The sequence below is a fragment of the Embleya sp. NPDC020630 genome (assembly GCF_044334985.1).
Taxonomy (GTDB): Bacteria; Actinomycetota; Actinomycetes; order Streptomycetales; family Streptomycetaceae; genus Embleya.
This window is the reverse complement of record NZ_JBIRUB010000002.1, coordinates 321,106-346,311: the sequence shown is the minus strand read 5'-3', so window position 1 is coordinate 346,311 and position 25,206 is coordinate 321,106. Positions and strand designations below refer to the sequence as shown.

Sequence of the window (25,206 nt, the reverse complement as noted above, 5' to 3'; positions counted from 1 at the left end):
GCACCGAGGAGTCCGTGTTGAGCGACGTCATCGAGATCGCGCGCGCCTGGCTGGCCGAGGACCCGGACCCGGACACCCGGGCCGAGCTCGAAGCGTTGCTCGATTCGGACGACCGGGAGGCTCTCGCCGACCGCTTCGCCGGCCTGCTCCAGTTCGGCACCGCCGGGCTGCGCGGCGAATTGGGCGCCGGGCCCAACCGGATGAACCGTGCCGTGGTCATCCGCGCGGCGGCCGGCCTGGCCGGATACCTCAAGAGCGTGTACGTCACCGACACCGCCGCGCCCGCCGCGACCCGCAACGCGGTGGTGATCGGGTTCGACGCGCGGCACAAGTCCGACGTGTTCGCCCGGGACACCGCCGCCGTCATGGAGGCCGCCGGGCTGCACGCGCTGGTGTTGCCCCGGCCGCTGCCCACCCCGGTGCTCGCCTACGCGATCCGGCATCTGGGCTGCGTGGCCGGCGTGATGGTCACCGCGAGCCACAATCCGCCGCGCGACAACGGCTACAAGGTCTACCTCGGCGACGGGTCGCAGATCGTGCCGCCCGCCGACGCGGAGATCGCCGCGCACATCGCCGCGGTGCGCTCGCTGGCCGACGTACCGCTCGCAGAGGACGGGTGGGAGACGCTGAGCGAGGCGGTGATCGACTCCTACCTCGACCGCGCGGTGTCCGTGGTCGACCCGGCCGGGCCGCGCGACGTGCGGATCGTGCACACCGCGATGCACGGCGTGGGCACCACCGTGATGCTCGGCGCGTTCGACCGCGCGGGCTTCGCCGACATCCGACCGGTGCCGGAACAGGCGGACCCGGACCCGGACTTCCCGACCGTGGCGTTCCCCAACCCGGAGGAGCCAGGGGCGATGGACCTGGCGTTTCGCACCGCGCTCGCCGAGGACGCCGACCTGGTGATCGCCAACGACCCGGACGCCGACCGGTGCGCGGTGGCGGTCCCGGACCCGGCCGCGACGGGGGGCTGGCGGATGTTGCGCGGCGACGAGGTCGGCGCGCTGCTCGGCGCCGAGGTGGCCCGCCGGGGAACCGACGGCGTGCTGGCGACCACCATCGTGTCCTCTTCGCTGCTCGGCGCGATCGCCCGGGACAACGGCATCGGGTACACCGAGACGCTCACCGGCTTCAAGTGGCTGGCGCGGGTGCCGAACCTGGCGTTCGCGTACGAGGAGGCGCTGGGCTACTGCGTCGACCCGGCCGGGGTGTGCGACAAGGACGGCGTCACCGCCGCGCTGATGCTGGCCGAACTCGCGGCCGGCGCCAAGCGGGACGGCCGCACGCTGCCCGCGCTGCTGGACGAGATCGCCACCCGATACGGCCTGTGCGCGACCGACCAGTATTCGGTGCGGGTGGATCGCCTCGACCTGATCGCCGACGCGATGCGACGCCTGCGTACGGAGCCGCCGCACACGCTCGGCGGCCTCGCCGTCGCCGGCGTCGACGACCTGCTGAACCCGCCGGCCGCCGACCTGCCGCCGACCGACGGCCTGCGCTACACGCTGGCCGGCGACGGCGCGGACCTGCTCGCGGGTCGGGTGGTGGTCCGCCCGTCCGGAACCGAGCCCAAGCTCAAGGCGTATCTCGAGGTCGTGGTCGATCCGAAGCGGATCGCCACGATCGGCGTGGCAGCCGCCCGCGCGGCGGCGGACGCGGCGTTGGCGGCGCTGAAGCGGGATCTGGCCACGACGCTGGGCATCTGAGCACGGACGTTTGATCGAACCCGCCCGGCCGAACGGGCCGGTGGACATGCGTGGGGCGGGGCGGCCGATCGGCTGCCCCGCCCCACGCATGTCCACCCCGACCCGGACCCGCCCGGGATCGCGTAGTACTTGCGTACGGGTTTGCTCTGGCCCTCGCGACGGATGTGCGCAAGGGGTCCGCCGGCGGATGGTGGGTATGTCGGCAGAACCCATTCCCGAGAGGTCGTCATGAGCACCCCGTTCCGCTTTTCCGGACCCGGCACGCACCGTCCGCGGCAGGTCTTGCGGTGGGCAATGGCCGGGCGGTCGATCCCCGCGCTGACGAGTTTCGTGGGCGGCGTACTCCTGCTGCCGGTGCTTGTCGCGGGCCTGGCCTACGCGTTCGGCTCGGACGCCGCGAGCGCTCTCATGCACACCCTCACGCCGGACACCGGCGTCGGCGGCGGCCCGGATCTCGGCGGCTCGTGGTCCGCTCCGATCGCGGGCGCGGCCCTGCTCGCGGTCGGTGGCCTGCTCGTGCTGTACGGCACCGGCCGGCTGGTCCGGCGGCGCCGCGACCGCTGACCCGGTGAGCGGGGCCGCTACGGCATCCGGTCACCGGGTGCCGTAGCGGCCCCGAAAGACCTCGCGCTCGTCGCCGCGCGTCGGCTCAAACCGTCGAGCGCGCGTGGGCGTGGGGCCGGCGCACCCGTGCCGGGGCCGGGCTCGGGGTCTTCGCCGGCCGGCCGCTCAGCCCCGTCGCCACCACGCCCGCGGCGGCCATCAGCACCAGCACGAGCAGTACCGCGCCGGTCCAGCCCTGCCCGTGGAAGGCGACCCCGCCGACCGGCCCGCCCACGCTCGCGCCGAGGTAGTAGGCCGCCAGGTAGAGCGCGGACGCCTGCGCGCGGCCCTCGCGGGCGCGCAGCCCGACCGCCGAACTGGCCGCCGAGTGGCCCGCGAAGAAGCCCGCAGTGAGCACGATGAGCCCGACCACGACCAGGGCCAGGTTGTCCGGCAGGGTCAGCAGCGCCCCCGTCGCGGTGATCGCCGCCGCCGTCCACAACGTGACCCGGTGCCCGAGCCGACCGACCAGCCGACCCGACGCGGCCGAACTGAACGTGCCCGCCAGATAGATCACGAAGATCGCGCCGACCACCGTCTGCGGCAGTGCGAACGGCTCGGCGAGGAGCCGGTATCCGAGGTAGTTGTAGACCGTGCCGAAGGCGGCCATGAAGATCATGCCGAGCAGGTACAACCGGCGCAGCACCGGATCCGCGAGGTGCGACCGCAACACACCGGTGAGCCGAGCCGCGGACATCGTCGACGGGGTGAAGTTGCGCGACGCAGGCAGCAGCACCCGGAAGGCGATTGCCGAGCCGAGCGCCAACAGGCCCACCGCCACCAGCGCGACCCGCCAACCGCCCAGGTCCGAGGCCAGGCCGGTGACCAGCCTGCCGCCCATGCCGCCGATGCTGTTGCCCGCCACGTACAACCCCATGGCCGCGCCGAGCGAGGGCCGGTCGACCTCCTCCGCGAGGTAGGCCATCGCGGTCGCGGGCAGCCCCGCAAGCGCCACGCCCTGCACCGCGCGCAGCACGACCAGGGTGGCGAAGTCCGGGGCGAACGCGGCCAGTACGCCCAGCAGCGCGGCGGCGAACACCGAGACGGTCATCACCCGCGAGCGGCCCCACCGCTCGGAGACCATGCTCACCGGGATCACCGCGAGCGCGAGCGCACCGGTGGTCACCGAGACCGACAGGCTCGCCGTGGCCGGGTCCAGGTCGAAGCGGGCCGACAACTCCGGCAGCAGCGTCTGCGTCGCGTACAACATCGCGAAGGTGGAGAAGCCTGCGGCGAACAGCGCCAGGTTGACCCGGCGATACCCGCGCGAGCCGCGCGCGTGCCGGGTGGGTTCGGAGGTCGGAGCGGGGGTTGGGGCGGGGTCCGAAGCGGTGTTCGAGGCAGGCATGTCCATGAAACTAGACCGCGCGGTTTCATGCGTCCAATGCATGTTTCGGCAAGAATCCATGCTGTGACGTATGACAGCAGGTCGGCAGAGGTTTCCGAGGTCGTCGCGGCCATCGCGCCGCTCCTGACCCAGTTCGCCGCGGTCGCGCGGGAGGAGCACATCACCCGGGCGGCGGCCGGGTTGGGCATCCCGCAGCCCACCCTCAGCCGCACGATGGCCCGGCTGGAGGCCGACGCGGGTGTGCCGCTGCTGGCCCGGACCGGGCGCGGCGTGGCGCTCACCCGGCAGGGCCACACCCTGCTCGGATACGTGGAGCAGGCACTGGCCCTGCTCGAACGCGGCCTCGACGAGGTGATCGAGGACGCGGGCGAGGCGCGCGGCAAGGTCGCCTTCGGGTTCCTGCACACGATGGGGCCGGAGGCGGTGCCCGAACTGCTGCGCGCGTTCCGCGTGGACCACCCCGGCATCCGTTTCCAACTGGTCCAGGCGTCGGCGTCGGTGATGCTGGAGCGGATGCGGGCGGGCGAACTGGACCTGTGCCTGACCGCGCCGCTGCCCGACGCGCCCGACCTGGCCGTGCGCGCGCTGGACGATCAGCGGCTCTACCTGGTCGTGCCGGCCGACCACCGGCTCGCCGGCCGGCGGCGGGTGCGGTTGGCCGAGGCGGCCGAGGACGTGTTCGTCTGCATGGAAGCGGGCTACGGGCTGCGCCGGATCACCGACGCGCTGTTCGCCGAGGCGGGCTTCGTCCCCAAGGTCGCGTTCGAGGGCGAGGAGACGGACACCCTGCGCGGTCTGGTCGCGGCGGGGCTCGGCGTCGCCCTGCTGCCCGCGCCCGACACCCCGCGTCCGGGCACGGTGGATCTGACCGTCACCGCGCCGCGCGCCTTCCGCACCATCGGGCTTGCCTGGATGCCGAGTCGTCCGGAGACCGCGCCGGTACGGCTGTTCCGCGAATTCGTGCTCGGCCGTCGGGGTCGGCTGCTGCATCCGGATCCGGCCAACGGCTGAGTCCGGAGCGGGAGTTCGCGTGCCGCGAGCAGCCCCCGCGCAGGCCGTTTCGGGGGTGGATCGTGCTCGCGGGCGCCGATCGGGCGTCCCTCGCGCGCACATGGCCGAATCTTCACGCGGCCGTCACATGATCTACGCGCGTAGGCAGTAAAGTCCTTTCATGTCCAGCAGTCACCCGAACACGCCCGCTGTCTCGCCCACGGTCGAACAGATCCGGCGTGCCCCCAAAGTCCTGCTCCACGACCACCTAGACGGTGGGCTGCGTCCCGCCACGATCATCGAACTCGCGGCGGCCGTCGGTTACGACCGCCTGCCCACCACCGACCCCGACGCGCTCGGCACCTGGTTCCGCGAGGCGGCCGACTCCGGTTCGCTGGAGCGCTACCTGGAGACCTTCGACCACACCGTCGCGGTGATGCAGACCCGCGAGGGCCTGTTCCGGGTCGCCGCCGAGTGTGCCGAGGACCTGGCCGCCGACGGCGTGGTCTACGCCGAGATCCGCTACGCCCCCGAGCAGCACCTGGAAGCGGGCCTGACCCTGGACCAGGTCGTCGAGGCGGTCGACGAGGGTTTCCGCGAGGGCGAGCGCCGCGCGGCGGCGGCCGGCAACCGGATCAGGGTCGGCGCGCTGCTCACCGCGATGCGGCACGCGGCCCGCTCGCTGGAGATCGCCGAACTCGCCAACCGGCACCGCGACCTGGGCGTGGTCGGCTTCGACATCGCCGGGGCCGAGGCGGGCTTCCCGCCCACGCGCCACCTCGACGCGTTCGAATACCTCAAGCGCGAGAACAACCACTTCACCATCCATGCCGGCGAGGCGTTCGGCCTGCCGTCGATCTGGCAGGCGCTCCAGTGGTGCGGCGCGGACCGACTCGGCCACGGCGTGCGGATCATCGACGACATCACGGTCAAGGACGACGGCAGCGTCGAGTTGGGCCGACTCGCGGCGTACGTGCGCGACAAGCGCATCCCGCTGGAGATGTGCCCGACCTCGAACCTGCAGACGGGCGCCGCCTCCTCGTACGCGGAACACCCGATCGGTCTACTGCGCCGGTTGTATTTCCGCGTCACGATCAACACCGACAACAGGCTGATGAGCGGCACGTCGATGACCCGGGAGTTCGAGCACCTGGTCAAGGCGTTCGGCTACGGCCTGGACGACCTGCAATGGTTCACCGTCAATGCGATGAAGAGCGCGTTCCTGCCCTTCGACGAACGCCTCGCCATGATCAACGAGGTGATCAAGCCGGGCTATGCCGCACTCAAGTCGGAATGGCTGTTCGGCCGGAGCTGACCCCTCCGGGCGCGCCCGCCCGACCCGCCTCGCGGGCGCGCCCGGACCCGCCACCTCGGGACGAACGGCTCGGCCCGCCGCGAAGGGGGCGTTTTGCGCATTCCACATCCGGTTCGCTACCTTGCGGACTCACTTCGTTACGGGGTGTATGCCGCCCCGCCCGAATCGAGAAACCGAGGATGCACATGCGATCGGTAACGCGTAAGGCAGCCATCACGGCCGGGCTCGGCGCGGCAATCGCCGCGGGCGCGGCGGGTTCCGCGAGCGCCATGCCCGTGACCGACCTGGTCGACGAGCTGGCCCCGGCCGCCTCCACCGCGCAGGCGGCCCTGCCGGACGCCGCCGCGCCGTTCCCGCTGACCCAGGTCACCGACAAGCTCCCCGTCGGCCAGGCGTTCACCCCGGGCCACGCCCCCCTCGACGGCCTGGCGACCGGCGTGGCGCACGGCATGGCCCGCGACATGGAGCAGAACATGGGCAACGCGGCGGCGCAGAGCGGCCCGGCCAAGGGTGGCCTGGGCTCGCCGCTCAACGCCCTGCCCACCGACAAGCTGACCGGCGCGGGCGGCACGTCGCCGCTGTCGAGCCTGCCGCTGTAGGTCCTCGCACCGGGTTCCGCCTTCGCCGCCGAGCCGGGTCGTCGCCGGGGAACCCGTTCGATCCCGCCGTCGCACGAGCCGTGTCCATCGCGTATCGATCCTGCGCGAGGACACGGCTTCGTCACACCCGGGGAACGTCGGGGGCAGCGAGGGCGCCGAGAGCGGCCCGGCCCCGCCGCGCCCCGCCGCCGCTACAGCGAGTCGTACATGTCCTTCGCCACGTCGCCCAGATAGGGCCCGGTCATGGTGCGCGACCCGGGGGTGGTCACCCCGAGCGAGACATTGCTGACCAGCCGCAACTGCCCGTCCACCTCGGTGAACCAGCCCCCGCCGGAGGACCCGCCGGTCATCGTGCAGCCCATCCACAACATGTCCGGCTGCGGCCAGCCGTCCTCACGGAAGTCCGTGGTGGGCGACGAGCACGTGTAGAGCGCGGTGCCGTCGTAGGGGGTGTCACCCGGATAGCCGAACGACTGCACGCGAAGATGCCGGGGGGCGTTCCAGTACACGTCCGCCCCGGGCCCCACCGCTTCCTCCAGGGTCCTGCCGCCGCGCGAGTCGACGATGAAGGCGCCGTAGTCGTACGGCGACGCGCTCGCGTCCTTGCCGTTCGGATCCGCGTTCTGCGCCCAGTGGTTGCTCACCGTGGTGCGCCGCGCCGGCCACCGCCCGTACGGTTCGCGCTCGGCCTGGGTGCGACCCGCGCCGTTGTATCCGGGGACGAAGGTGACCCGGTCGTAGAAGTCCCCGTTGCGCCCGCCGTGCAGGCAGTGCGCCGCCGTCCACACCATGTTGCCGCTCGCGTGGTGCACCACGGTGCCGCTGCACTCGGCGACGCCCTCGGGCATCCGGAAGAAGATCTTGCCGCGTATCGCCACCTCGGGCCGGGTGTACGGCGAGGCCACCCGGCGTGCCTCGATGGTCGGCGGTTGCCGGTAGTCCGCGGCGGGGCGCTGCTGGTCCTGGTCGGGCAGTTCCGGTGCGGGCCGGCCCGGGGTGATCTCCGCGCCGCGCGGCTTGGCCTCGTCCTGCCGGTCCTGGTCCCAAAAGCCCCGCGTGTCCTCGACGTCGCTGTCGCTGTAGTGCCTGGAGTTCATCGCCTGCGTGCGCCCGGCCTTGACCGCCAGGGTGCCGCTCAGCACCAGGCCCACCAGAGTGACCAGCACGCCGGCGAACACCGACACGGTGACGATGAGGTTCTTGTTGTGTGTTGTACCCGGTTGCATGTCCCCGCCCCCCGACCGAGCGCCCGGCCCGGAGCCTCTCGGTCCCATCGGACCGCCCGATCGACCTGCCCGACCATCCGTTGATCGGATGATAGGCGCCGACACGACCGGGGCGGGCGGCGTCCCGGTGGGCTCAGTCCTCGGGCAGCAGGATCCACAGCGCGATGTAGAGCAGGAACTGCGGGCCCGGCAGCAGGCAGGACAGCAGGAATGCCACCCGCACGGTGGTGGGCGACCAGCCCCAGCGGCGGGCGATGCCGGCACAGACGCCGGCGATCCGGCGGCCGTGGCGCGGGCGAGCGAGCCTGGGGGCGGTGATGGTGCTCATGACGGTCCTCCTCGATCCGACGGCGTCGTAGGGAACGTCGTCGTCCTTCGAAGGTAGGCCGGTCCCGGCCCGGGCACATCCGCCGCAGGACCCGGCCGGTCATCCGCCCTGGGAAGTAAGGGTCTTCCCGGAGGGGCGGGATGCCTGCGGCCAGTCCTTCTCGAACGCCGACGGCGGACCGGTGGGTTTGGTGCCGGCGGTCGGGGTCGCGGTGCTCTTGCGGCTGATGTCGAGATAGCTCTCGCACCGGTACTGCTCGGGCGCGGTGCGTCGGCCCGCGAGCAGCACCGTGTTGCCCCCGGACGCGCTCTGCAGTGTGCAGACCACCTGGCCCAGCGCGATGGTGGCCAGCGCGGCCAGGGGCGCGTCCAGCCGGAACAGGGTCGGCGGATCGCCCTCGCGCCGATCCGCCGCGACCAGGCCGCCGGCCGGCAGCGCGGTGGTGTACCCGTCCAGCGCCTCGGCATCGTTCGGGCCCAGGTGCAGCTCCTCCAGGAGCTGGTTGAGCTGATCGGTGCGCGGCCGGTCCGGGACCGCCTCGCTCGGTCGCAGCTGGAGCCGGCCGGCCCTGGGCAGGGCCTGGAGCCGGTTGTCCTTCACCAGATACACGATGTGCCGCTCCGAGCCGGGCAGCTGGCTCTGTACGGACGGCGCGATCCGGTTGGCCGGCTTCCCGGCGCCGACCGGCCCCTCGGTCGGTCGGATCCCGCAGGAGGTGAGCGCGGCGAGCACGCCGGTGGTCGCGAGGATCGCGATCGGAAGCCGCCGCCTGGGTCTCAACGCACGCCTCCTCGCTCGTCCCTGCCACCGGACGAGACATCACCGAGATCCGCGTCGGCCCGATCGGCCCGAGCGGTACGACCGCTGTTTTCGGCGTCCTCGGCTTCGAGGTCGGCATGCACCCCGTCGTCCTCGACGCCCTCGTCCGGGTCGATTATCTCTTCGAGCTGGGGCGGCACCAGCGGAAGGCGCAGTGTGAACTTCGCCCCACCGCCGGGCATGTTCGACGCGAACGCGGTCCCGCCGTGGATGCGCGCGTTCTCCATCACGATGGACAGGCCCAGACCGCTGCCCTCGGAGCGGGCCCGCGAGCTGTCCGCCTTGTAGAAGCGGTCGAACACGTGCGGCAGTACGTCCTCGGGGATGCCGGGACCGGTGTCGGAGACGTCGATCACCAGATCCTGCTCGATCGGCGAGTCGATCAGGCCGGGCAGCGCGAGGCGCGGCTCGCGGTGGATCTCCACGGTCACCGGGGAGCCGCCGTGGCGCAGCGCGTTGCCGACCAGGTTGGAGACCATGACATCCAGCCGGCGCGGGTCCACCCGGGCCAGGATGCCGCGTGGGGCCCGCAGGTCCACCGCGTCCATCCAGGCACGCGCGTCCAGGCACGCGGTGACCAGGTCGGTGATGTCCACCTCGTCGGCCACCAGGGCGGCGGTGCCCGCGTCGAAGCGGGAGACCTCCATCAGGTCCTCGACCAGCGTGGCGAGGCGTTCGATCTCGGCGACCACCAGGCGCGCGGCCGGCGCGCCCTGCTCACCGAGGCTGTCCGCCTCCTCTTCGAGCAGTTCGCTGACCGCGGTCATCGCCGCGAGCGGGGTGCGCAGTTCGTGGGACACGTCGGCGACGAAGCGGCGCGAGGAGGACTCCAGGGCGCGCAGTTCGGCGACGCTGCGCTCCAGCTTCTCCGCGGCGTCGTTGAAGGTCCGGGACAGGTCGGCGAGTTCGTCCGAGCCGCGCACGTCGAGCCGGGTGTCCAGGCGCCCCGCGCCCAACTCCCGTGCGGCGAAGCCGAGTCGGCGCACCGGACGCAGGATGTGCCGGGCGGCGAACAGCGCGACCACCGCCGCCGCGCCGAGCGCGAGCAGGGTGCCGACGATCAGGTAGCGGGCCAGGGAGTTGAGGTCGGCCTGCTCGTCCTTGAGCGACTTGAACATGTAGCCGGTGGGGCCGTTGGGCACCACCCGGGTGCCGCCGACCAGATACGGCTGTCCGTCGATGTCGATCCGCTGGAAGTACATGTGGAAGCCGCCGTTGTTGTCGGCGGTCTGCACGATGCGCTGGAGCTTGGCGGGCACCCGCTCCAGCGGGAAGCGGGAGGGGTTGGAGGCGACCGGGCGACCGTCGGCGCCGACCAGGACCACCGAGTAGCCGAAGCTGCTCTCCCGCATCTGGTCCACGGCGGGACCCAGGTCGGCCTGGTCCGGGTTCTCCCGCAGTCCGGCCGAGACCCGGCCGAGGTTGTCCCGGAACTCGGTCAGTACCGAGTCCTGCGCGCGCTCCAGCACGGCGGTACGGGTCAGCCAGTAGGCGATGCCGGAGGCGGCCACCGCCGCGATCAGCGCGACCAGTGCGAACGCGACGAGCACCCGAAATCGCAACGAACGCAGCTTCAGGGTCGGGGCGACCCGTCGGACGAACCTGCGGACGAGGGGCGGACGGGCCGTCACTGGGGCGGATCGAGGCGGTAACCGACGCCCCGAACAGTGCGGATGAGCGTCGGCGCGGACGGGGTCTGCTCCACCTTGGCGCGCAGCCGCTGCACGCACGCGTCGACCAGGCGCGAGTCACCGAGGTAGTCGTGCTCCCACACCAGGCGAAGCAGCTGCTGGCGAGACAGTGCCTGGCCCGGGCGCCGACTCAGCTCGACCAGCAGGCGCAGCTCGGTCGGGGTGAGCTGAAGCTCCTCGCCGGCCTTGGTCACCGTCATCGCGTTGCGATCGACCACCAGGTCGCCGAACACCGACGCGTCGGACACCTCACGTTCGCCGCGGCGCAGCACCGCGCGGATCCGGGCGTCCAGCACCCGCGGCTGCACCGGCTTGACCACGTAGTCGTCGGCGCCGGACTCCAGGCCGACCACCACATCGATGTCGTCGTTGCGCGCGGTCAACAGGATGATCGGCAGCGAATCGGTGCGGCGGATCCGCCGGCACACCTCGAACCCGTCGATGCCCGGGAGCATCACGTCGAGCACGATCAGGTCGGGACGCTGCTCGCGCCACCGCTCCAGACCGGCCTCACCGGTGGCCGCGGTGACCACGCGATGGCCCTGGCGCCCCAGGGCGAGTTCGAGTCCGGTGCGTACGGACTCGTCATCCTCGATAAGCAGCAGGTAGGGCACGCAGGCCATTGTGTCTGACGTCACGGCTGGGAAGAACACGGGGAGCCCCCTTCCGGTTCGCCGCCCGAGGTCGCTGTTGCATACCTGTGACAGCTCGCCGACCTGACGATGAAGCCCGCCCAGCAGGCTGTACATCGTGAACGAGCGCCGAGCCGGGGGAGAAGTCATGCAGACCAGGACGCAGTCGCAGGTCATCCGCAAGGACAACCGTCGTACCGTCGTCGCCCTCGCCCCGCTGCCCGGGAACGCGCGTAGCGCCGCGTGCACGGAGAGTGTCGACGACGAATTCACGGCGTACGTCAGGGAGCGCCGGTCGGCGCTGTTCGCCACCGCGTACCACCTCACCGGTGACCGCAACGAGGCCGAGGACCTGTTGCAGAGCGCGCTGATGAGCACGTACCAGGCGTGGGGTCGGATCCAGGACAAGGCCGCGCTCGGCGGCTACCTGCGGCGGACGATGACCAACCTGCACATATCCGCCTGGCGGCGGCGCCGGATCAACGAGTACCCCTCGGAGGAGCTGCCCGAGCGTCCGGACGGTTCCGACTCGATGGGCGACACCGAGCTGCGCGCCGTGTTGTGGCGGGCGCTGGCCAAGCTGCCCGAGCCGCAGCGCACGATGCTGGTGCTGCGCTACTACGAGGGTCGGACCGACCCCGAGGTGGCCGAGGTGCTGGGGTGCAGCGTCGGCACGGTCAAGTCGAGCATCTGGCGCGCGCTGCGCCGGCTGCGCGAGGACGACGCGCTGAGCTTCGGCGCGGACGAGGCCTTCGCCGAGCTGGTCGCCTGAGCGCACCGCGCTTCGCTCTTCTCGCCCTTCGCGCCCGACCGGGTGCGGTCGTTCGCTCGCCTGCGGTTTACCGGTGCTCCCGCGCCGCTCTTCCACTGTGCAGTTGTTCCGCGTCCGTGCGGTTGTCCGTGTCGTCGTCCACATGGCCGGCGACCTCGTCGATCCCGTTCGCTCCCCCCGGTCGTGTCGGTCTCATCGGCAGGGACGGCGGATGGGGCTGTGACGGTTCCGTCGAATTTCCGTCGGGTTCGATGCGGATTCGGGACATCGGTGCGCGGGGCGCCGAATTGCGTTCGGCGTAGTCGAGTGGCTACGTTGCGTGGTCAAGCCCCCAGTCGACCGGGAAGGACCACTCCATGTCCTCCGTTCTCCGCACGATCGCCGCGACCTCTCTCGGCGCCGCCGCCGCGTTCGGCCTCGCCGGGAGCGCCACGGCCTCGCCCCTCGCGCCCGAGGCGATGTCCCGGCCCGACGTGGCCGCGGCCGGCACCGGTGCCGCCGCCGCGACCGAGGCGGTGCTCGGCGTCGTGCAGCGCGCGCAACTCAATCCGATGAACGGCGGCGGTCTGAACCCGCTGTCCAACAGCGTCGGCACCGACGTCGGCGACACGCCGGTCGGCACCGACATGGTCACCGGCGACCTGGCCCGGGGCATGACCGTGCAGCAGGCCCTCGACAAGCTCTGAGTCGTCCGAGTCGCACGCCGGTGCGCCGCGCACGGGGCGCTCTCCCGCCGCAGCGCCGGCTCCCGTCTACCCTGAGCCGCGAACGTGGCCACGGGGAGGCATTCGGATGCGGCAGGAAACGGATCGTCTGCGGGAGCCGGCGGCATGGACGCTGGTCGGTTTTCTGGCACTGCGCTTGGCGGTCGACGCGCTGCGCGTCCTGTTCGGCGTCGGATCGGGCGTGGACGGCTTTCGGGCACGCGCCTACGGCGGCCAGTCGACGCTGCTCGACGCCCTCACTCCGGTGCTGCTCGCCGCCGCGGTGCTCCTGGTGACCCATGCCGGGCGGCCCACGCCGCGGGCCCGGGTGATCACCCGGACGGCGCTCGGGGTGCTCGCCGTGCAGGGCATCGTGGGGCTCACCGCGGCCTTGGGCGCGCTCGCCTACGACGGCGGCGGCTTCGCCCACATCCCGGCCGGAGCGCGGGTGGAACAGAGCGCGCTGAACGTGGGCGTGCTGGTGTTGTTCGCGCTGTGCGCCTACTTCCTGATCGTGGTGCTCGGCGCGCCGAGCCCGCCGACGGTCACCCGCGGCCGCTCGCTGCCGCCCCAGGAGTGGCCCTCGTACGCACGTGACACGACCGCCGCGGGGCAGCCGGCCGTGACCCACCCGGCGTCGACCGGGCAGTATCCGGCGACCGGGGCGCACACCGCCGCCACGACCGCCGTCGACGCCGACTCGACCGGCGGGGTGGGCGTGGTGCCGCCCCGGCCGACGACCCCGCCGCCCGCGCAGGCTCCCGGGCGGACCGAAGCGTGACCGCCGAGGTCGAGGAGGAACCGGCGGAGGATGTTCCGGCGCCGCCTCGACTGTGGCGGCTGCGCCGCCGGTTGCGCACCCTCGGACGGTGCGTGATCGGCCTGCTCTTCGCCGGTGCCGTGCTGGTGACCGGTGCCCGGCTGCTCGTCTTCGACGCGATGTGGCCGGTCGCGATCGTGACGGTGTTCGCCCCCTACGCGGCGGCGGCCTCGGTGGTCGTGCTGCTCGGGGCGGCGGTGTTGCGGATGCGGATCACCCTGCTCGTCGCGCTGGGCCTGGTGGTCGTCCACACCCTGTGGATGTTGCCGCGCCTGACCCCGGCCGGCGCGCCCGTTCCGGGTGGTACCCGGGTGCGGGTGATGACCGCCAACGCCTACTTCGGCACCGCCGACGCGGCGCGGATCACCGCATTGGTGGTGCGCGAGCGGGTGGACGTACTGGCCGTGCAGGAGTTGACCCCCGAGTTGGCGGCGGGTCTGGACCGGGCCGGGTTGACGCGGGAGCTGCCGTACAGCGCCGGTCACGGCGAGCCGGGGGCGAGCGGGCTGGCGATCTACGCACGCCGGCCGCTGACCGACGCGCGGCTGTTGCCGGAGCGGACCACGATGCCGATGCCCGGCGCCACCGTGGAGATCGACGGACACCGGATCCGGCTCCAGGGTGTGCACACCATCCCGCCGATGCGCGGGCAGGCCGGGAAGTGGGCACACGACATGGACGCGCTGCGCCGCGAGGCGGAGCACCGCACACTGCCGACGGTCTTCCTGGGCGACTTCAACGCGACGCTCGACAACGCCTCGTTCCGCGCGCTGACCGACACCGGGCTGCGGGACGCGCACGAGGAGCGTGGGCGGGGGTTGACCCGCACCTGGCCGATGGCCCACTTCCACGGGCTGCCGCCGCTGTTCGGGATCGACCACGTGTTGGTGACGGGCGGCATCGACGTGGTGTCGGTGTCCGAACACCGGGTGCCACGCACCGATCACGCGGCGGTGATCGCCGAGTTGGCGCTGCGCTGAGCCGCGCCCGGCGTTCGTCAAGATCCCGTCAGGAATGCCCCCACCTGCGTCGATGCCGCGTCAAGAGGGCCGGGCGGACGACTTCGGGGACCTAGCGTCGGGTGTCGAGGGCACCGTGCTCGACGTGCCCCACGCACCTTCGAGGATTGATCACATGTCCGCTCTGCTCGCCCTCTTCGCCGTCGTCGTGATCGCCCGCGTCCTGGCCACGTGGAAGTTGTCCGGGTTGTTCGTCCGGCGTCCGGCCGGTTCGGCCGACCCGGCGACGGGCGGCGGCAGCGGCACCCGCGCCGACAGTGTGCTCGCCGCCTGAGGCCCGATGCCGATCCGCACCGGCCCGGAAACGGCCGGTGGGCCTGTCCCCCACGTGGGTGACAGGCCCACTGCCGCACACACCTCCGGACCCGGGCCGCAGGTGCGGAACCCGCCGCCCGCGAGCCCGCCGACGCGGGACCCGCAGGCCCGCGTCGGCGGGCTGGGGTCAGTGGCCGGTCGGGTGCCAGACCGTGCGGATTTCGGTGAACGCCAGCATGCGCGCGGTGCCCGGGTCCGCTGTCCAGTCCGGCTCCTTGGCGCCGGGGCGCAGCACCCGCTTGAGGTTGTCCGCCGCCGCGATCTCCAGGTCGCGCGCCGACGCGACGCCCGCGTCCGGCGCGACGCCGGTCAGGTCGATCGCGTTGACGTCCTGGTGGGACGCGAGCGTCGGGGCGATCTCCGCCGGGTGCCCGGTGAGGATGTTGACCACCCCGCCCGGCAGGTCGGAGACCGCCAGGACCTCGGCGAAGGACAGCGCGGGCAGCGCCGAGGCGCCGGCCGCGAGCACGACGGCGGTGTTGCCGGTGGCGATCACGGGCGCGACCGCGCTGGTCAGGCCGAGCAGCGAGGAGCGCTGCGAGGCGATCACCGCGACCACGCCGGTGGGCTCGGGCGTCGACCAGTTGGCGAACGGCCCGGCGACCGGGTTGGCGCCGCCCGCGACCTGGGCGAGCTTGTCGGTCCACCCGGCGTACCAGACCCAGCGGTCCACGGCCGCGTCCACGGCCGAGAGCGCCTTCGTCCGGTTGGCGCCCTCGGCGGCGGCGACCTCCGTCGCGAACTGCTCGCGCCGACCCTCCAGCATCTCGGCGATCCGGTACAGGATCTGGCCCCGGTTGTACGCGGTGGCGCCCGACCAGCCCGGGAACGCCTTGCGTGCCGCGACCACCGCGTCGCGGGCGTCCTTGCGGCTGCCGCGCGGGGCGTTGGCCAGGGTCCGGCCCTTGCTGTCGGTCACCGCGTACACCCGCCCGCTCTCGGACCGGGGGAACTTGCCCCCGACGTACAGCTTGTAGGTCTTCAACACCTCAAGGCGCTCAGACATCGAGGTAGGCCTCCAGCCCGTGGCGGCCACCCTCGCGGCCGAAGCCCGACTCCTTGTACCCGCCGAACGGCGAGGCCGGGTCGAACTTGTTGAACGTGTTGGTCCACACGACGCCCGCCCGCAGCCGCTGCGCGGTCCACAGGGCCTTGGCGCCCTTCTCCGTCCACACCCCGGCGGACAGGCCGTACGCGGTGTTGTTGGCCTTCTCCACGGCCTCCGCGGGGGTGCGGAAGGTCTGTACGGTCAGCACCGGGCCGAAGATCTCGTCGCGGGCGATCCGGTGCGCCTGGGTGACGCCGGTGAACACCGTCGGCGGGAACCAGAAGCCCTTGCCGGGCAGCTCGCCGGCCAGGGACCAGCGCTCGGCGCCCTCGGCCTCGCCCGCCGCGACCAGTTCCTGGATCCGGGAGAGCTGCGCGGCCGAGTTGATCGCGCCGACGTCGGTGTTCTTGTCCAGCGGGTCGCCCACGCGCAGCGTCTTGATCCGCCGGGTCAGGCTCGCGAGCAGCTCGTCGGCCACCGACTCCTGCACGAGCAGTCGGGAGCCGGCGCAGCAGACCTGGCCTCCGTTGAAGAAGATGCCCTCGATGATGCCGTCGACGGCGGAGTCGATCGCCGCGTCGTCGTAGACGATGTTCGCGGCCTTGCCGCCCAGCTCCAGGGTGACCCGCTTGCGGGTGCCCGCGATGGTGCGGGCGATCTCCTTGCCCACGGCGGTCGAGCCGGTGAACGCGACCTTGTCCACGTCGGGGTGGGCGATCAGCGCGCGCCCGGTCTCGCCGGCGCCGGTGACGATGTTCACCACGCCGTTCGGCAGCCCGGCCTCGACGCAGATCTCGGCGAAGCGCAGCGCGGTCAGCGGGGTGGTCTCGGCCGGCTTGAGCACCACGGTGTTGCCGCCCGCGAGGGCCGGCGCCACCTTCCAGGCCAGCATCAGCAGCGGGAAGTTCCACGGGATGACCTGACCGGCCACACCGATCGGCTTCGGGTCGGGCCCCAGGCCGGCGTGCGCGAGTTTGTCCGCCCAGCCCGCGTAGTGGAAGAAGTGCGCCGCGACCAGCGGGATGTCCACGTCGCGCGACTCGCGGATCGGCTTGCCGTTGTCGATCGACTCCAGCACGGCCAGCTCGCGGGCGTGCTCCTGGATCAGCCGGGCGATCCGGAACAGGTACTTGGCGCGCTGCGCGCCGGGCAGCGCCGACCACGACTTGAACGCCTTGCGCGCGGCCTTGACCGCGCGGTCCACGTCCGCCTCGCCGCCGACCGCGATCTCGGCCAGCACCTCCTCGGTGGCCGGGTTCACCGTCTTGAGCCGGCCGCCGTCCGCCGCCTCGGCGAAGGCGCCGTCGATGAACAGCCCGTACGCCGGGGCGATGTCGACGATCGCGCGCGACTCGGGCGCGGGCGCGTACTCGAATGGGTTGCCCATGGCTGTCAGTCCACCGTCACGTAGTCGGGGCCGGAGTAGCGGCCCGTGGCCAGCTTCTGGCGCTGCATCAGGAGGTCGTTGAGCAGGCTGGAGGCACCGAGCCGGAACCAGTCGGGGTCCAGCCAGTCGGAGCCGACCGTCTCGTTGACCAGGACGAGATACTTCATCGCGTCCTTGGTGGTGCGGATCCCGCCGGCGGGCTTGACGCCCACCTGGCGACCGGTCGCCTCGCGGAAGTCGCGGACCGCCTGGAGCATCACCAGCGTCACCGGCAGTGTCGCGTTGACCGCGACCTTGCCCGTGGACGTCTTGATGAAATCGGCGCCCGCGAGCATCGCCAGCCACGACGCGCGGCGAACGTTGTCGTACGTCGACAGTTCACCGGTCTCCAGAATCACCTTGAGGTGGGCACTGCCGCCGCCCGCGGCCTCGCCGCGCGCGCAGGCGGCCTTGACCGCGACGATCTCGTCGAAGACGTCGCGGTAGCGGCCGGCCAGGAACGCGCCGCGGTCGATGACCATGTCGATCTCGTCCGCGCCGGCGGCGACCGCGTAGGCCACGTCGGCGAGCTTGACGTCGAGCGAGGCGCGCCCGGACGGGAACGCGGTGGCGACGGCGGCGACATGTACGCCGGAATCACCGAGCGCGGCCTTGGCCTCGGCGACCAGGTCGCCGTAGACGCAGATCGCGGCGGGTCGGGGGGCGTCGGGGGCACCCGGGTCCGGATGCAGCGCCTTGGCGCACAGGGACCGGACCTTGCCCGGGGTGTCGGCACCTTCCAATGTGGTCAGGTCGATCATCCGGATGGCGAGGTCGATCGCGGCGACCTTCGCATCCGTCTTGATCGAGCGGGTGGCGAGCATCGCTGCCCGCGCTTCGGTTCCGACCCTGTCGACGCCGGGAAGCCCGTGCAGGAAGCGTCGAAGGGCCGCTTCGGACGAGGTGACCTCGGCCGGGTCGGCGAGAATTGCAGACGGCATGCTCACAAGACGAGCATATCTACTCGCGTAGCGTCCGGGCCGGCGGTCCGGTCGAGGCAAAGTTGCCGAGGCGATCGATCCCCGGGCATCGACACCCGCGCGCCGTCGTGCGGCACAATCACCGGTCATGAGCAGCGACGAGGACATCACCACGTACCGCTCCCGACCGGCGATGGCCGTCGGGGTGCTTCTGATCGCCGTCGGGGTGTGGATGGTGATCGACACGTTGATCCGCGGCGACGGGGACACCAAGTGGCTCGCGATCGCCGTCGTGGTCTTCTTCGCGATCCTGGTGGTCGCGCTCACGCTGCGCTCGGCGGTGCTGGTCGGGCCGGAGCGGTTGGTGATCCGCAACCCCTTCCGGACCATCGTGGTGCCGTGGGGCGCGGTGGAGCGGGTGCGCGCCGAATACTCGATCGAGGTGCGCGCGGACGACAGGTCGTTCTACATCTGGGCGATCCCGGTCTCGCTGCGCGAACGCAAGCGCGCGCTGCGGCAGCAGGGCCGCGCCGCCGCCGAGGACCCGTACGGCCGCGGCGGCGTGCACGACCTGCCCCAGCTCTCGCACGCCGACCAGGTGGTGGACGACCTGCGCGGGATGAGCGAGCAGTTCGCCAAGGCGTCCACCGGCCCGGTGCAGGTGCGCTGGTCGCCGGAGATCCTGGGCGGCCTGGCCGTCTCGGGCGTCGCCTCGGTACTGCTGGGCCTGCTGTAGGGCGGGTTTTCCCGCCTTCGCGGAGCGCCACGGCGCACGCACCGGTCGATCCCGCGACGCATGCGAGCGGCCCTCGGCTCCGGATCGGGAGTCGAGGGCCGCTCGCGTGTGCGTACCGAGGCGTCAGGCCGTCGGACCGATCCGGTCGATCAGGATCGGGGTCGGCTCGAACGTGGTGCCCGCCGGGGCGATCGTTACCGCGTCGGACAGGATCTCGGTCGCGTACTCGAAGCGCTCCGGGGTGTCGGTGTGCAGGGTCAGCAGGGGCTGACCGGCGACCACCGTGTCGCCCGGCTTGGCGTGCAGCTCGACGCCCGCGCCCGCCTGGACCTGCTCCTCCTTGCGGGCCCGACCCGCGCCCAGGCGCCAGGCCGACACGCCGACCGCGTAGGCGTCGAGACGGGTCAGCACGCCGGACGAGGCGGCGGTGACCACCTGCGTCTCGCGCGCCGTTGGCAGCTTGGCGTCCGGGTCGCCGCCCTGGGCCCGGATCATCCGCCGCCACACGTCCATCGCCGAGCCGTCGCGCAGCGCGTCGGCCGGGTCGATCCGGGTCTGCCCGGCCGCCGCCAGCATCTCCCGGGCCAGCGCCACGGTCAGCTCGACCACGTCCGCCGGGCCGCCGCCGGCCAGCACCTCGACCGACTCGCGAACTTCGAGGGCGTTGCCCGCGGTCAGGCCGAGCGGGGTGGACATGTCGGTCAGCAGCGCGACCGTCTTGACCCCGTGGTCCACGCCCAGCCGGACCATGGTGCGGGCCAGTTCGCGCGCGTTGTCCAGGTCCTTCATGAACGCGCCCGAGCCGACCTTGACGTCGAGCACCAGCGCGCCGGTGCCCTCGGCGATCTTCTTGCTCATGATCGAGCTGGCGATCAGCGGGATCGCCTCGACCGTGCCGGTCACGTCGCGCAGCGCGTACAGCTTCTTGTCGGCCGGCGCCAGTCCGTCGCCCGCCGCGCAGATCACCGCGCCGACGTCCTCCAGCACCCGCAACATCGCGTCGTTGGACAGCGCCGCCCGCCACCCGGGGATGGCCTCCAGCTTGTCCAGCGTGCCACCGGTGTGGCCGAGGCCACGACCGGACAGCTGCGGCACCGCGACGCCGCACGCGGCGACCAGCGGGGCCAGCGGCAGGGTGATCTTGTCGCCCACCCCGCCGGTGGAGTGCTTGTCGGCGGTGGGCCGGGACAGCGTCGAGAAGTCCATCCGCTCGCCCGAGGCGATCATCGCGTCGGTCCAGCGGTTGATCTCGGTCGCGTTCATCCCGTTGAGCAGGATGGCCATCGCCAGCGCCGACATCTGCTCGTCCGCGACCTCGCCGCGGGTGTACGCATCGACCACCCAGTCGATCTGAGCCGCCGTCAGTTCACCGCGGTCCCGCTTCGTTCGGATGACCGAAATCGCGTCCATGCCGTCCATTTCCTCTCGGCCGCCGAGGCGGCCCGTTCGACTCACGAACACACGGTGTTACGCGAGGTCCTCGGGCCCGAAGGCATCCGGCAGGATCTCCCGCAACGGCCGTATCCCGTGCTTGGTTTCCAGCAGCATCCCGGGGCCGCCGTGCTCCCACAGCAGTTGCCGGCAGCGCCCACAGGGCATCAGTACCGCACCCTCTCCGTCCACGCAGCAAAACGCCACGAGCCGGCCGCCCCCGCTCGCGTGCAGCGCGGACACCAGACCGCACTCCGCGCACAGCGTCAGGCCGTAGGACGCGTTCTCCACGTTGCACCCGGACACGATCCGGCCGTCGTCGACCAGGGCCGAGGCGCCGACCGGATACTTCGAGTACGGCGCGTAGGCGCCGCGCATCGCCGCCGTCGCCGCGTTGCGCAGCGCCGGCCAATCGATCTCCGACACGCCCGTCAGCCCTTCGTGTAGGGCTTGTTGGCCGCCGCCGGAGCGCGCACCTTGCCGACCAGACCGGCCACCGCGAAGATCGTCACCACGTACGGCATCATCTGCAGGAACTGGCTCGGGATCGACGTGTTCAGCGGCTGCAACGAGGTCGCGAGCGCGCTGGTGAAGCCGAACAGCAGCGCCGCGGCCACCGCGCCCAGCGGACGCCAGCGCCCGAAGATGACCGCCGCGAGCGCGATGTACCCCGCGCCGGAGGTCATGTCCTTCGAGAAGGTGCCCACCGTGCCGATGGTCAGGAACGCGCCGCCGACGCCGGCGATCGCGCCCGCCATGATCACGTTGCGGTAGCGGGTCGCGTTGACCTTGATGCCGACCGTGTCCGCCGCCGTCGGGTGCTCGCCCACCGCGCGGGCGCGCAGCCCCCAGCGGGTGTGGAACAGGCCCAGGTGCACGATCACGATCAGCGCGTACATCAGGTACACGATCACGTTCACGTCGAACAGGACCGGGCCGATCACCGGGATGTCGGCGAAGCCCGGGATCCGGATGTTCTCGAACACGCCCGGGTTGTTGTACTGCTCGGGGTCCTTCTGCAACAGCTGTGTGTAGAGGAAGCCGGTGATGCCGGTGACCAGCAGGTTGATCACCACACCGAGGACGACCTGCTCGACCAGGTAGCGCACCGCGAAGACCGCGAGCAGCCCGCCGATCAGCGCGCCCGCGATCGCGCCCGCGGCCAGCCCGGCCCACAACGACCCGGTCACCGAGCCGGTCAGCGCGGCGGCGAACGCGCCGAACAGGAACTGACCGTCGATGGCGATGTTGACCACGCCGGAGCGCTCGCCGATCACGCCCGCGAGCGCGCCGAGCACCAGCGGCACCGCGGCCAGCAGGGTGTTCTGCAGGGCGCCCGCGAAGGACATCTGCTTGCCCGCGACCGCCCACACCAGGAACGCGATCACGAACGCGATCAGGAACAGCGCGACGCTCAGCCGGGTGGCCAGGCGCGAGCGGTCGAAGGCGATCCGCAGGCCGCCCGCGATCATGCACACCACGGACATCGCGATCGCCACGCCGCGCGCGGGCAGCGACAGGTCGCCCACGTGGGTGGTGTCGCGGTTGGGCACGGTCATCCCGAAGACCGCGTCCTCGCCGCCCGAGGTGCCGAAGCCGAACGCCCACAGTGCGTACAGCCCGACCAGGACGAAACCGATGCCCGTGATCAGGGCCTTCTTGCGGGCCGCGGCCCGCACCACGTCGGCGGCCTCGCCGGTGGGGTTCACCGGGGCCTCCACGTCGGGGGCGATCACGGTGTCCGCCACCTGCGTGCCTCCTTCAGGATTCCGCTCGGTCATGCCTGGACCCCCACGGTCTCCTTGGCGGCCAGCGGCCCGCCCTCGGCGCCCTTGCGGGCACCGCGCAGCCGGAAGATCGAGCGCACCAGCGGCGGCGCCGCGACGAACAGCACGATCACGGCCTGGATGACGATGACGATGTCGACGGACACGTTCGCGGACGCCTGCATGACCGAACCGCCCGCGCGCAGCGCGCCGAACAGCAGCGCGGCCAGCACCGTGCCCAGCGGCTTGGTCCGACCGAGCAGGGCCACGGTGATCGCGTCGAAGCCGATGCCGGCGTCGATGCTCGGGGTCAGCGTGTGTGCCGGGTTGGTCGAGCTCATCACCTGCGAGACACCGGCGAGACCGGCCATCGCACCGGCGATCACCATCGCCAGGATCTGCGCCCGGGCCACGCTCATCCCCGCCGTACGGGCCGCGTCCGGGTTGGAGCCCACCGCGCGCAGCTCGAAGCCGAGCGTGGAGCGGTTGAGCAGCCACCAGTAGATCCCGGCCGCCAGCAGCGCCAGGATGATGCCGAAGTGGATCCGCAGGTTGTCGCCGAACAGGTTCGGCAGCACCGCGTTGTCGTGCGCGTCCTTGCCGATCGGCTGCGACTGCCCGCCGCGCCGGAAGGTGTCGGTGGTCAGCAGCCAGCCGAGCATCAGCACCGCGATGTGGTTGAGCATGATCGTGACGATCACCTCATGCGCGCCGAAGCGGGCCTTGAGGACACCGGCGATGCCCGCGTACAGACCGCCGCCGATCACGCCGGCGAGGATCACGAACACAAGGTGGATCACCGGCGGCAGGTCGACGACGAACCCTATCCACGACGCGAACACCGCGCCGGCGATGATCTGCCCCTGCGCACCGATGTTGAACAGCCCGGTGCGGAACGCGATCGAGACCGCGAGACCGCCGAAGATCAGCGGCGTGGCCTGGGTGATCGTCTCGGAGATCGGCCGGAAGTTGTCCTCGATCGAGCCGTCGGCGAACAGGTCCGGGTTCATGATCGAACCCTTGAACATCGCGCTGTAGGCGTCGGAGACCAGGGTCCACGAGGCGGAGAGCGCGTCGCCGGGGGCGGCGGTGAAGTACTTGTACTGGTCGAGCACGTCCTGGTCCGCGAGGATCATCAGGACGCCGCCGACCACCAGGGCGAGCAGGATGGCCAGGAAGGTCACCACGGCCGAGTTGCCGGTGATGATCGCGTCGAGCATCGCTCGGCCCAGCGGCGTCTTGGGCGGCGCGGTCGCGCTCGCCCCGGCCGCCGCGGGCTTCGCCTCGCTCGGCTCGCCGGGCGTGCTCTTGTTGTCCTCGGTCACGCTGGGTCCTCCTCCCCCGGGGTTGCGTCGCTCTCGTTCGTCTTCGTCTCGACCGGCCCGGCCGGGGCCGTGTCGGCGCGGGTCGCTCCGGCGCCGTCGGCGTGCTCCGCGCCGGGCAGCACGCCGGCCATCAGCAGGCCCAGGTCGCCGCGCGAGGTGGTCGGCGAGACGATGTCCACGATCCGGCCGCGGTACATCACCGCGATCCGGTCGGCCAGCGCGACCACCTCGTCCAACTCGGTGGACACGATGATCACCGGGGTGCCCACGTCGCGCTCGGCCACGATCCGCTTGTGGATGAACTCCATCGCCCCCACGTCCACCCCTCGGGTGGGCTGCGAGGCGATGAACAGCCGCAGCGGGCGCGAGAGTTCGCGCGCGACCACGACCTTTTGCTGGTTGCCGCCGGACAACGTGCCGGCCGGCGAGTCGATGGTCTGGGTGCGGATGTCGAACTCCTCGACCCGCTTGCGCGCGTTGTCGCGCACCGCGCCGGGCACGATCGACCCGCGCCTGCCGAACGGCGCCTGGGTGACCATGTCCAGGACCAGGTTCTCGGCCACCGTGAAGTCGCTCACGATGCCGTCGTGCTGCCGGTCCTCGGGGACGAAGCCGACCCCGGAGCCGAGGATCTGCCGGGGGCTCATGCCCGCCAGGTCCTTGCCGTCCAGGCTGATCGATCCGGCCGCGGGGGCGCGCAGCCCCAGGATCGCCTGGGTCAGCTCGCTCTGGCCGTTGCCGTCCACGCCCGCGATGCCCAGGATCTCACCCTCGCGCAGGTGCAGGTCGACCCGGTCCACCACGGCCTGGCCGTTGGCGTCGAGCACGGTCAGGTCGTTGATCTCCAGGCGCACCGGGCCCGGCTCGGCCTCGGCCTTGTCGACCACCAGCTCGACCGGCCGGCCGACCATCAGCGACGCGAGTTCCTTCTCCGAGGAGGCCGGGTCGGCGGTGCCGACGACCTTGCCGCGACGGATCACGGTGATCCGGTCGGCGACGGCCTTGACCTCCTTGAGCTTGTGCGTGATGAACACGATGGAGTGGCCGGACTCGCGCAGCGCGCGCATCACCCGGAACAACTCCTCGGTCTCCTGGGGGGTGAGCACCGCGGTGGGCTCGTCCAGGATCAGCACCTTGGCGTCGCGCACCAGGGCCTTGAGGATCTCCACCCGCTGTTGCAGACCGACGGGAAGATCCTCGACCAGCATGTCCGGGTCGACCTTGAGGCCGTACTCGTCGACGAGGTCGAGCACCTTCTTGCGGGCCCGACGGCGGTCCAGCCAGCCCATCGGCTTGGTTTCCTCGTGGCCGAGCATGACGTTCTCGGCGACGGTGAAGACCGGGACCAGCATGAAGTGTTGGTGGACCATGCCGATGCCCGCGTCGATCGCGTCACCGGCGGTGCGGAACTTGCGGGGGGTCCCGTCGACGACGATCTCGCCCTCGGTGGGCTCGTAGAGCCCGTAGAGCACGTTCATCAGGGTCGACTTGCCGGCACCGTTCTCACCGAGAAGGCAGTGGATCTCCCCCGGCTCGACGGTCAGGTCGATGTGGTCGTTGGCGACCAGCGACCCGAACCGTTTCGTGATTCCGCGCAGTTCGAGCTTCAACGCGGAGACCTCCTCGGCTACGCCCCCCGCGAGGGGCCACTACGGGTTCGACCC

The 25,206-nt window shown here is 71.9% G+C and carries 25 protein-coding genes; 11 read left to right on the top strand and 14 right to left on the bottom strand.

The window, feature by feature from the left end:
- Positions 1 to 14: 14 nt before the first annotated feature.
- Together ACH4XV_RS07700 and ACH4XV_RS07695 are read left to right on the top strand one after the other, a co-directional pair.
- Positions 15 to 1,709, top strand: a complete 1,695-nt coding sequence (locus ACH4XV_RS07700; protein ID WP_395787511.1) for a phospho-sugar mutase — start codon at positions 15 to 17, stop codon at positions 1,707 to 1,709.
- Between the two features lie 228 nt (positions 1,710 to 1,937).
- A complete protein-coding gene (locus tag ACH4XV_RS07695; protein WP_395787509.1) occupies positions 1,938 to 2,273 on the top strand; it encodes a hypothetical protein in 336 nt (111 codons plus the stop codon).
- Positions 2,274 to 2,358: 85 nt separating this feature from the next.
- Here ACH4XV_RS07695 and ACH4XV_RS07690 read toward each other — a convergent pair whose 3' ends face one another.
- Positions 2,359 to 3,660, bottom strand: coding sequence for an MFS transporter (locus ACH4XV_RS07690; RefSeq protein WP_395787507.1), 1,302 nt, complete (start codon positions 3,658 to 3,660; stop codon positions 2,359 to 2,361).
- Positions 3,661 to 3,723: 63 nt separating this feature from the next.
- Here ACH4XV_RS07690 and ACH4XV_RS07685 point away from each other — a divergent pair, with 63 nt between their 5' ends.
- From ACH4XV_RS07685 to ACH4XV_RS07675, 3 genes are all read left to right on the top strand, one after another.
- On the top strand, positions 3,724 to 4,671 hold the full coding sequence (locus ACH4XV_RS07685) for a LysR substrate-binding domain-containing protein (RefSeq protein WP_395787505.1): 948 nt from the start codon (positions 3,724 to 3,726) through the stop codon (positions 4,669 to 4,671).
- A gap of 160 nt (positions 4,672 to 4,831) precedes the next feature.
- The gene (locus ACH4XV_RS07680) at positions 4,832 to 5,965 is read left to right on the top strand and encodes an adenosine deaminase (RefSeq protein WP_395787503.1); all 1,134 of its coding nucleotides are present in this window, start codon (positions 4,832 to 4,834) and stop codon (positions 5,963 to 5,965) included.
- Between the two features lie 185 nt (positions 5,966 to 6,150).
- Entirely contained in the window at positions 6,151 to 6,564 is a 414-nt protein-coding gene (locus ACH4XV_RS07675; protein WP_395787501.1) for a hypothetical protein, read from the top strand.
- Positions 6,565 to 6,755: 191 nt separating this feature from the next.
- Here the strand turns inward: ACH4XV_RS07675 and ACH4XV_RS07670 are convergent, their stop codons facing one another.
- The 5 genes from ACH4XV_RS07670 to ACH4XV_RS07650 all read right to left on the bottom strand — a co-directional run bounded on the left by ACH4XV_RS07670 (position 6,756) and on the right by ACH4XV_RS07650 (position 11,242).
- The gene (locus tag ACH4XV_RS07670) at positions 6,756 to 7,790 is read right to left on the bottom strand and encodes a trypsin-like serine peptidase (RefSeq protein WP_395787499.1); all 1,035 of its coding nucleotides are present in this window, start codon (positions 7,788 to 7,790) and stop codon (positions 6,756 to 6,758) included.
- 133 nt (positions 7,791 to 7,923) lie between these two features.
- Positions 7,924 to 8,118: a PspC domain-containing protein gene (locus tag ACH4XV_RS07665; RefSeq protein ID WP_078975605.1), complete on the bottom strand. Its 195-nt coding sequence runs from the start codon at positions 8,116 to 8,118 to the stop codon at positions 7,924 to 7,926.
- 99 nt (positions 8,119 to 8,217) lie between these two features.
- On the bottom strand, positions 8,218 to 8,898 hold the full coding sequence (locus ACH4XV_RS07660) for a hypothetical protein (protein WP_395787497.1): 681 nt from the start codon (positions 8,896 to 8,898) through the stop codon (positions 8,218 to 8,220).
- The gene (locus ACH4XV_RS07655) at positions 8,895 to 10,508 is read right to left on the bottom strand and encodes an ATP-binding protein (protein WP_395788625.1); all 1,614 of its coding nucleotides are present in this window, start codon (positions 10,506 to 10,508) and stop codon (positions 8,895 to 8,897) included. Before ACH4XV_RS07655 ends, ACH4XV_RS07660 begins: the two co-directional genes overlap by 4 nt.
- Positions 10,509 to 10,564: 56 nt before the next feature.
- Positions 10,565 to 11,242, bottom strand: coding sequence for a response regulator transcription factor (locus tag ACH4XV_RS07650; protein ID WP_174861367.1), 678 nt, complete (start codon positions 11,240 to 11,242; stop codon positions 10,565 to 10,567).
- A gap of 166 nt (positions 11,243 to 11,408) precedes the next feature.
- Here ACH4XV_RS07650 and ACH4XV_RS07645 point away from each other — a divergent pair, with 166 nt between their 5' ends.
- The 5 genes from ACH4XV_RS07645 (at position 11,409) to ACH4XV_RS07625 (ending at position 14,849) form a co-directional block, all read left to right on the top strand.
- Positions 11,409 to 12,032: a SigE family RNA polymerase sigma factor gene (locus tag ACH4XV_RS07645; RefSeq protein WP_126637481.1), complete on the top strand. Its 624-nt coding sequence runs from the start codon at positions 11,409 to 11,411 to the stop codon at positions 12,030 to 12,032.
- Between the two features lie 356 nt (positions 12,033 to 12,388).
- Positions 12,389 to 12,718: a hypothetical protein gene (locus ACH4XV_RS07640; protein ID WP_380005168.1), complete on the top strand. Its 330-nt coding sequence runs from the start codon at positions 12,389 to 12,391 to the stop codon at positions 12,716 to 12,718.
- A gap of 106 nt (positions 12,719 to 12,824) precedes the next feature.
- A complete protein-coding gene (locus ACH4XV_RS07635) occupies positions 12,825 to 13,517 on the top strand; it encodes a hypothetical protein (RefSeq protein ID WP_395787495.1) in 693 nt (230 codons plus the stop codon).
- A complete protein-coding gene (locus tag ACH4XV_RS07630; protein ID WP_395787493.1) occupies positions 13,514 to 14,536 on the top strand; it encodes an endonuclease/exonuclease/phosphatase family protein in 1,023 nt (340 codons plus the stop codon). Before ACH4XV_RS07635 ends, ACH4XV_RS07630 begins: the two co-directional genes overlap by 4 nt.
- Positions 14,537 to 14,690: 154 nt before the next feature.
- Positions 14,691 to 14,849 (top strand): hypothetical protein, encoded by a 159-nt coding sequence (locus ACH4XV_RS07625; RefSeq protein WP_395787491.1) that lies wholly within the window; start codon positions 14,691 to 14,693, stop codon positions 14,847 to 14,849.
- 168 nt (positions 14,850 to 15,017) lie between these two features.
- Here ACH4XV_RS07625 and ACH4XV_RS07620 read toward each other — a convergent pair whose 3' ends face one another.
- Genes ACH4XV_RS07620 through deoC form a run of 3 tightly spaced genes read right to left on the bottom strand, consistent with a single transcriptional unit; the run spans position 15,018 to position 18,305 of the window.
- Positions 15,018 to 15,896 carry an aldehyde dehydrogenase family protein gene (locus tag ACH4XV_RS07620; protein ID WP_395787489.1) on the bottom strand — a complete coding sequence of 293 codons (879 nt, stop codon included), beginning with the start codon at positions 15,894 to 15,896 and terminating at the stop codon, positions 15,018 to 15,020.
- On the bottom strand, positions 15,889 to 17,325 hold the full coding sequence (locus tag ACH4XV_RS07615) for an aldehyde dehydrogenase family protein (RefSeq protein WP_395787487.1): 1,437 nt from the start codon (positions 17,323 to 17,325) through the stop codon (positions 15,889 to 15,891). The genes ACH4XV_RS07620 and ACH4XV_RS07615 overlap by 8 nt, the downstream gene beginning before the upstream one ends.
- A gap of 5 nt (positions 17,326 to 17,330) precedes the next feature.
- Positions 17,331 to 18,305 carry a deoxyribose-phosphate aldolase gene (deoC, locus tag ACH4XV_RS07610; RefSeq protein ID WP_380005181.1) on the bottom strand — a complete coding sequence of 325 codons (975 nt, stop codon included), beginning with the start codon at positions 18,303 to 18,305 and terminating at the stop codon, positions 17,331 to 17,333.
- A gap of 127 nt (positions 18,306 to 18,432) precedes the next feature.
- Between deoC and ACH4XV_RS07605 the strand changes: the two genes are divergently transcribed.
- On the top strand, positions 18,433 to 19,020 hold the full coding sequence (locus ACH4XV_RS07605; RefSeq protein ID WP_395787485.1) for a PH domain-containing protein: 588 nt from the start codon (positions 18,433 to 18,435) through the stop codon (positions 19,018 to 19,020).
- Positions 19,021 to 19,143: 123 nt separating this feature from the next.
- On the opposite strand, the gene ACH4XV_RS07600 is transcribed toward ACH4XV_RS07605, so the two are convergent.
- Genes ACH4XV_RS07600 through ACH4XV_RS07580 form a run of 5 tightly spaced genes read right to left on the bottom strand, consistent with a single transcriptional unit; the run spans position 19,144 to position 25,152 of the window.
- Complete coding sequence (locus tag ACH4XV_RS07600; RefSeq protein WP_395787483.1) at positions 19,144 to 20,430, bottom strand: thymidine phosphorylase; 1,287 nt, start codon at positions 20,428 to 20,430, stop codon at positions 19,144 to 19,146.
- Between the two features lie 57 nt (positions 20,431 to 20,487).
- Complete coding sequence (locus ACH4XV_RS07595; protein WP_395787481.1) at positions 20,488 to 20,877, bottom strand: cytidine deaminase; 390 nt, start codon at positions 20,875 to 20,877, stop codon at positions 20,488 to 20,490.
- Positions 20,878 to 20,882: 5 nt separating this feature from the next.
- Positions 20,883 to 22,199: an ABC transporter permease gene (locus ACH4XV_RS07590; protein ID WP_395787479.1), complete on the bottom strand. Its 1,317-nt coding sequence runs from the start codon at positions 22,197 to 22,199 to the stop codon at positions 20,883 to 20,885.
- A 29-nt stretch (positions 22,200 to 22,228) separates the two neighbouring features.
- Positions 22,229 to 23,542, bottom strand: a complete 1,314-nt coding sequence (locus ACH4XV_RS07585; protein ID WP_395787477.1) for an ABC transporter permease — start codon at positions 23,540 to 23,542, stop codon at positions 22,229 to 22,231.
- Positions 23,539 to 25,152 (bottom strand): ABC transporter ATP-binding protein, encoded by a 1,614-nt coding sequence (locus ACH4XV_RS07580; RefSeq protein ID WP_395787475.1) that lies wholly within the window; start codon positions 25,150 to 25,152, stop codon positions 23,539 to 23,541. Before ACH4XV_RS07580 ends, ACH4XV_RS07585 begins: the two co-directional genes overlap by 4 nt.
- Positions 25,153 to 25,206 lie beyond the last annotated feature (54 nt).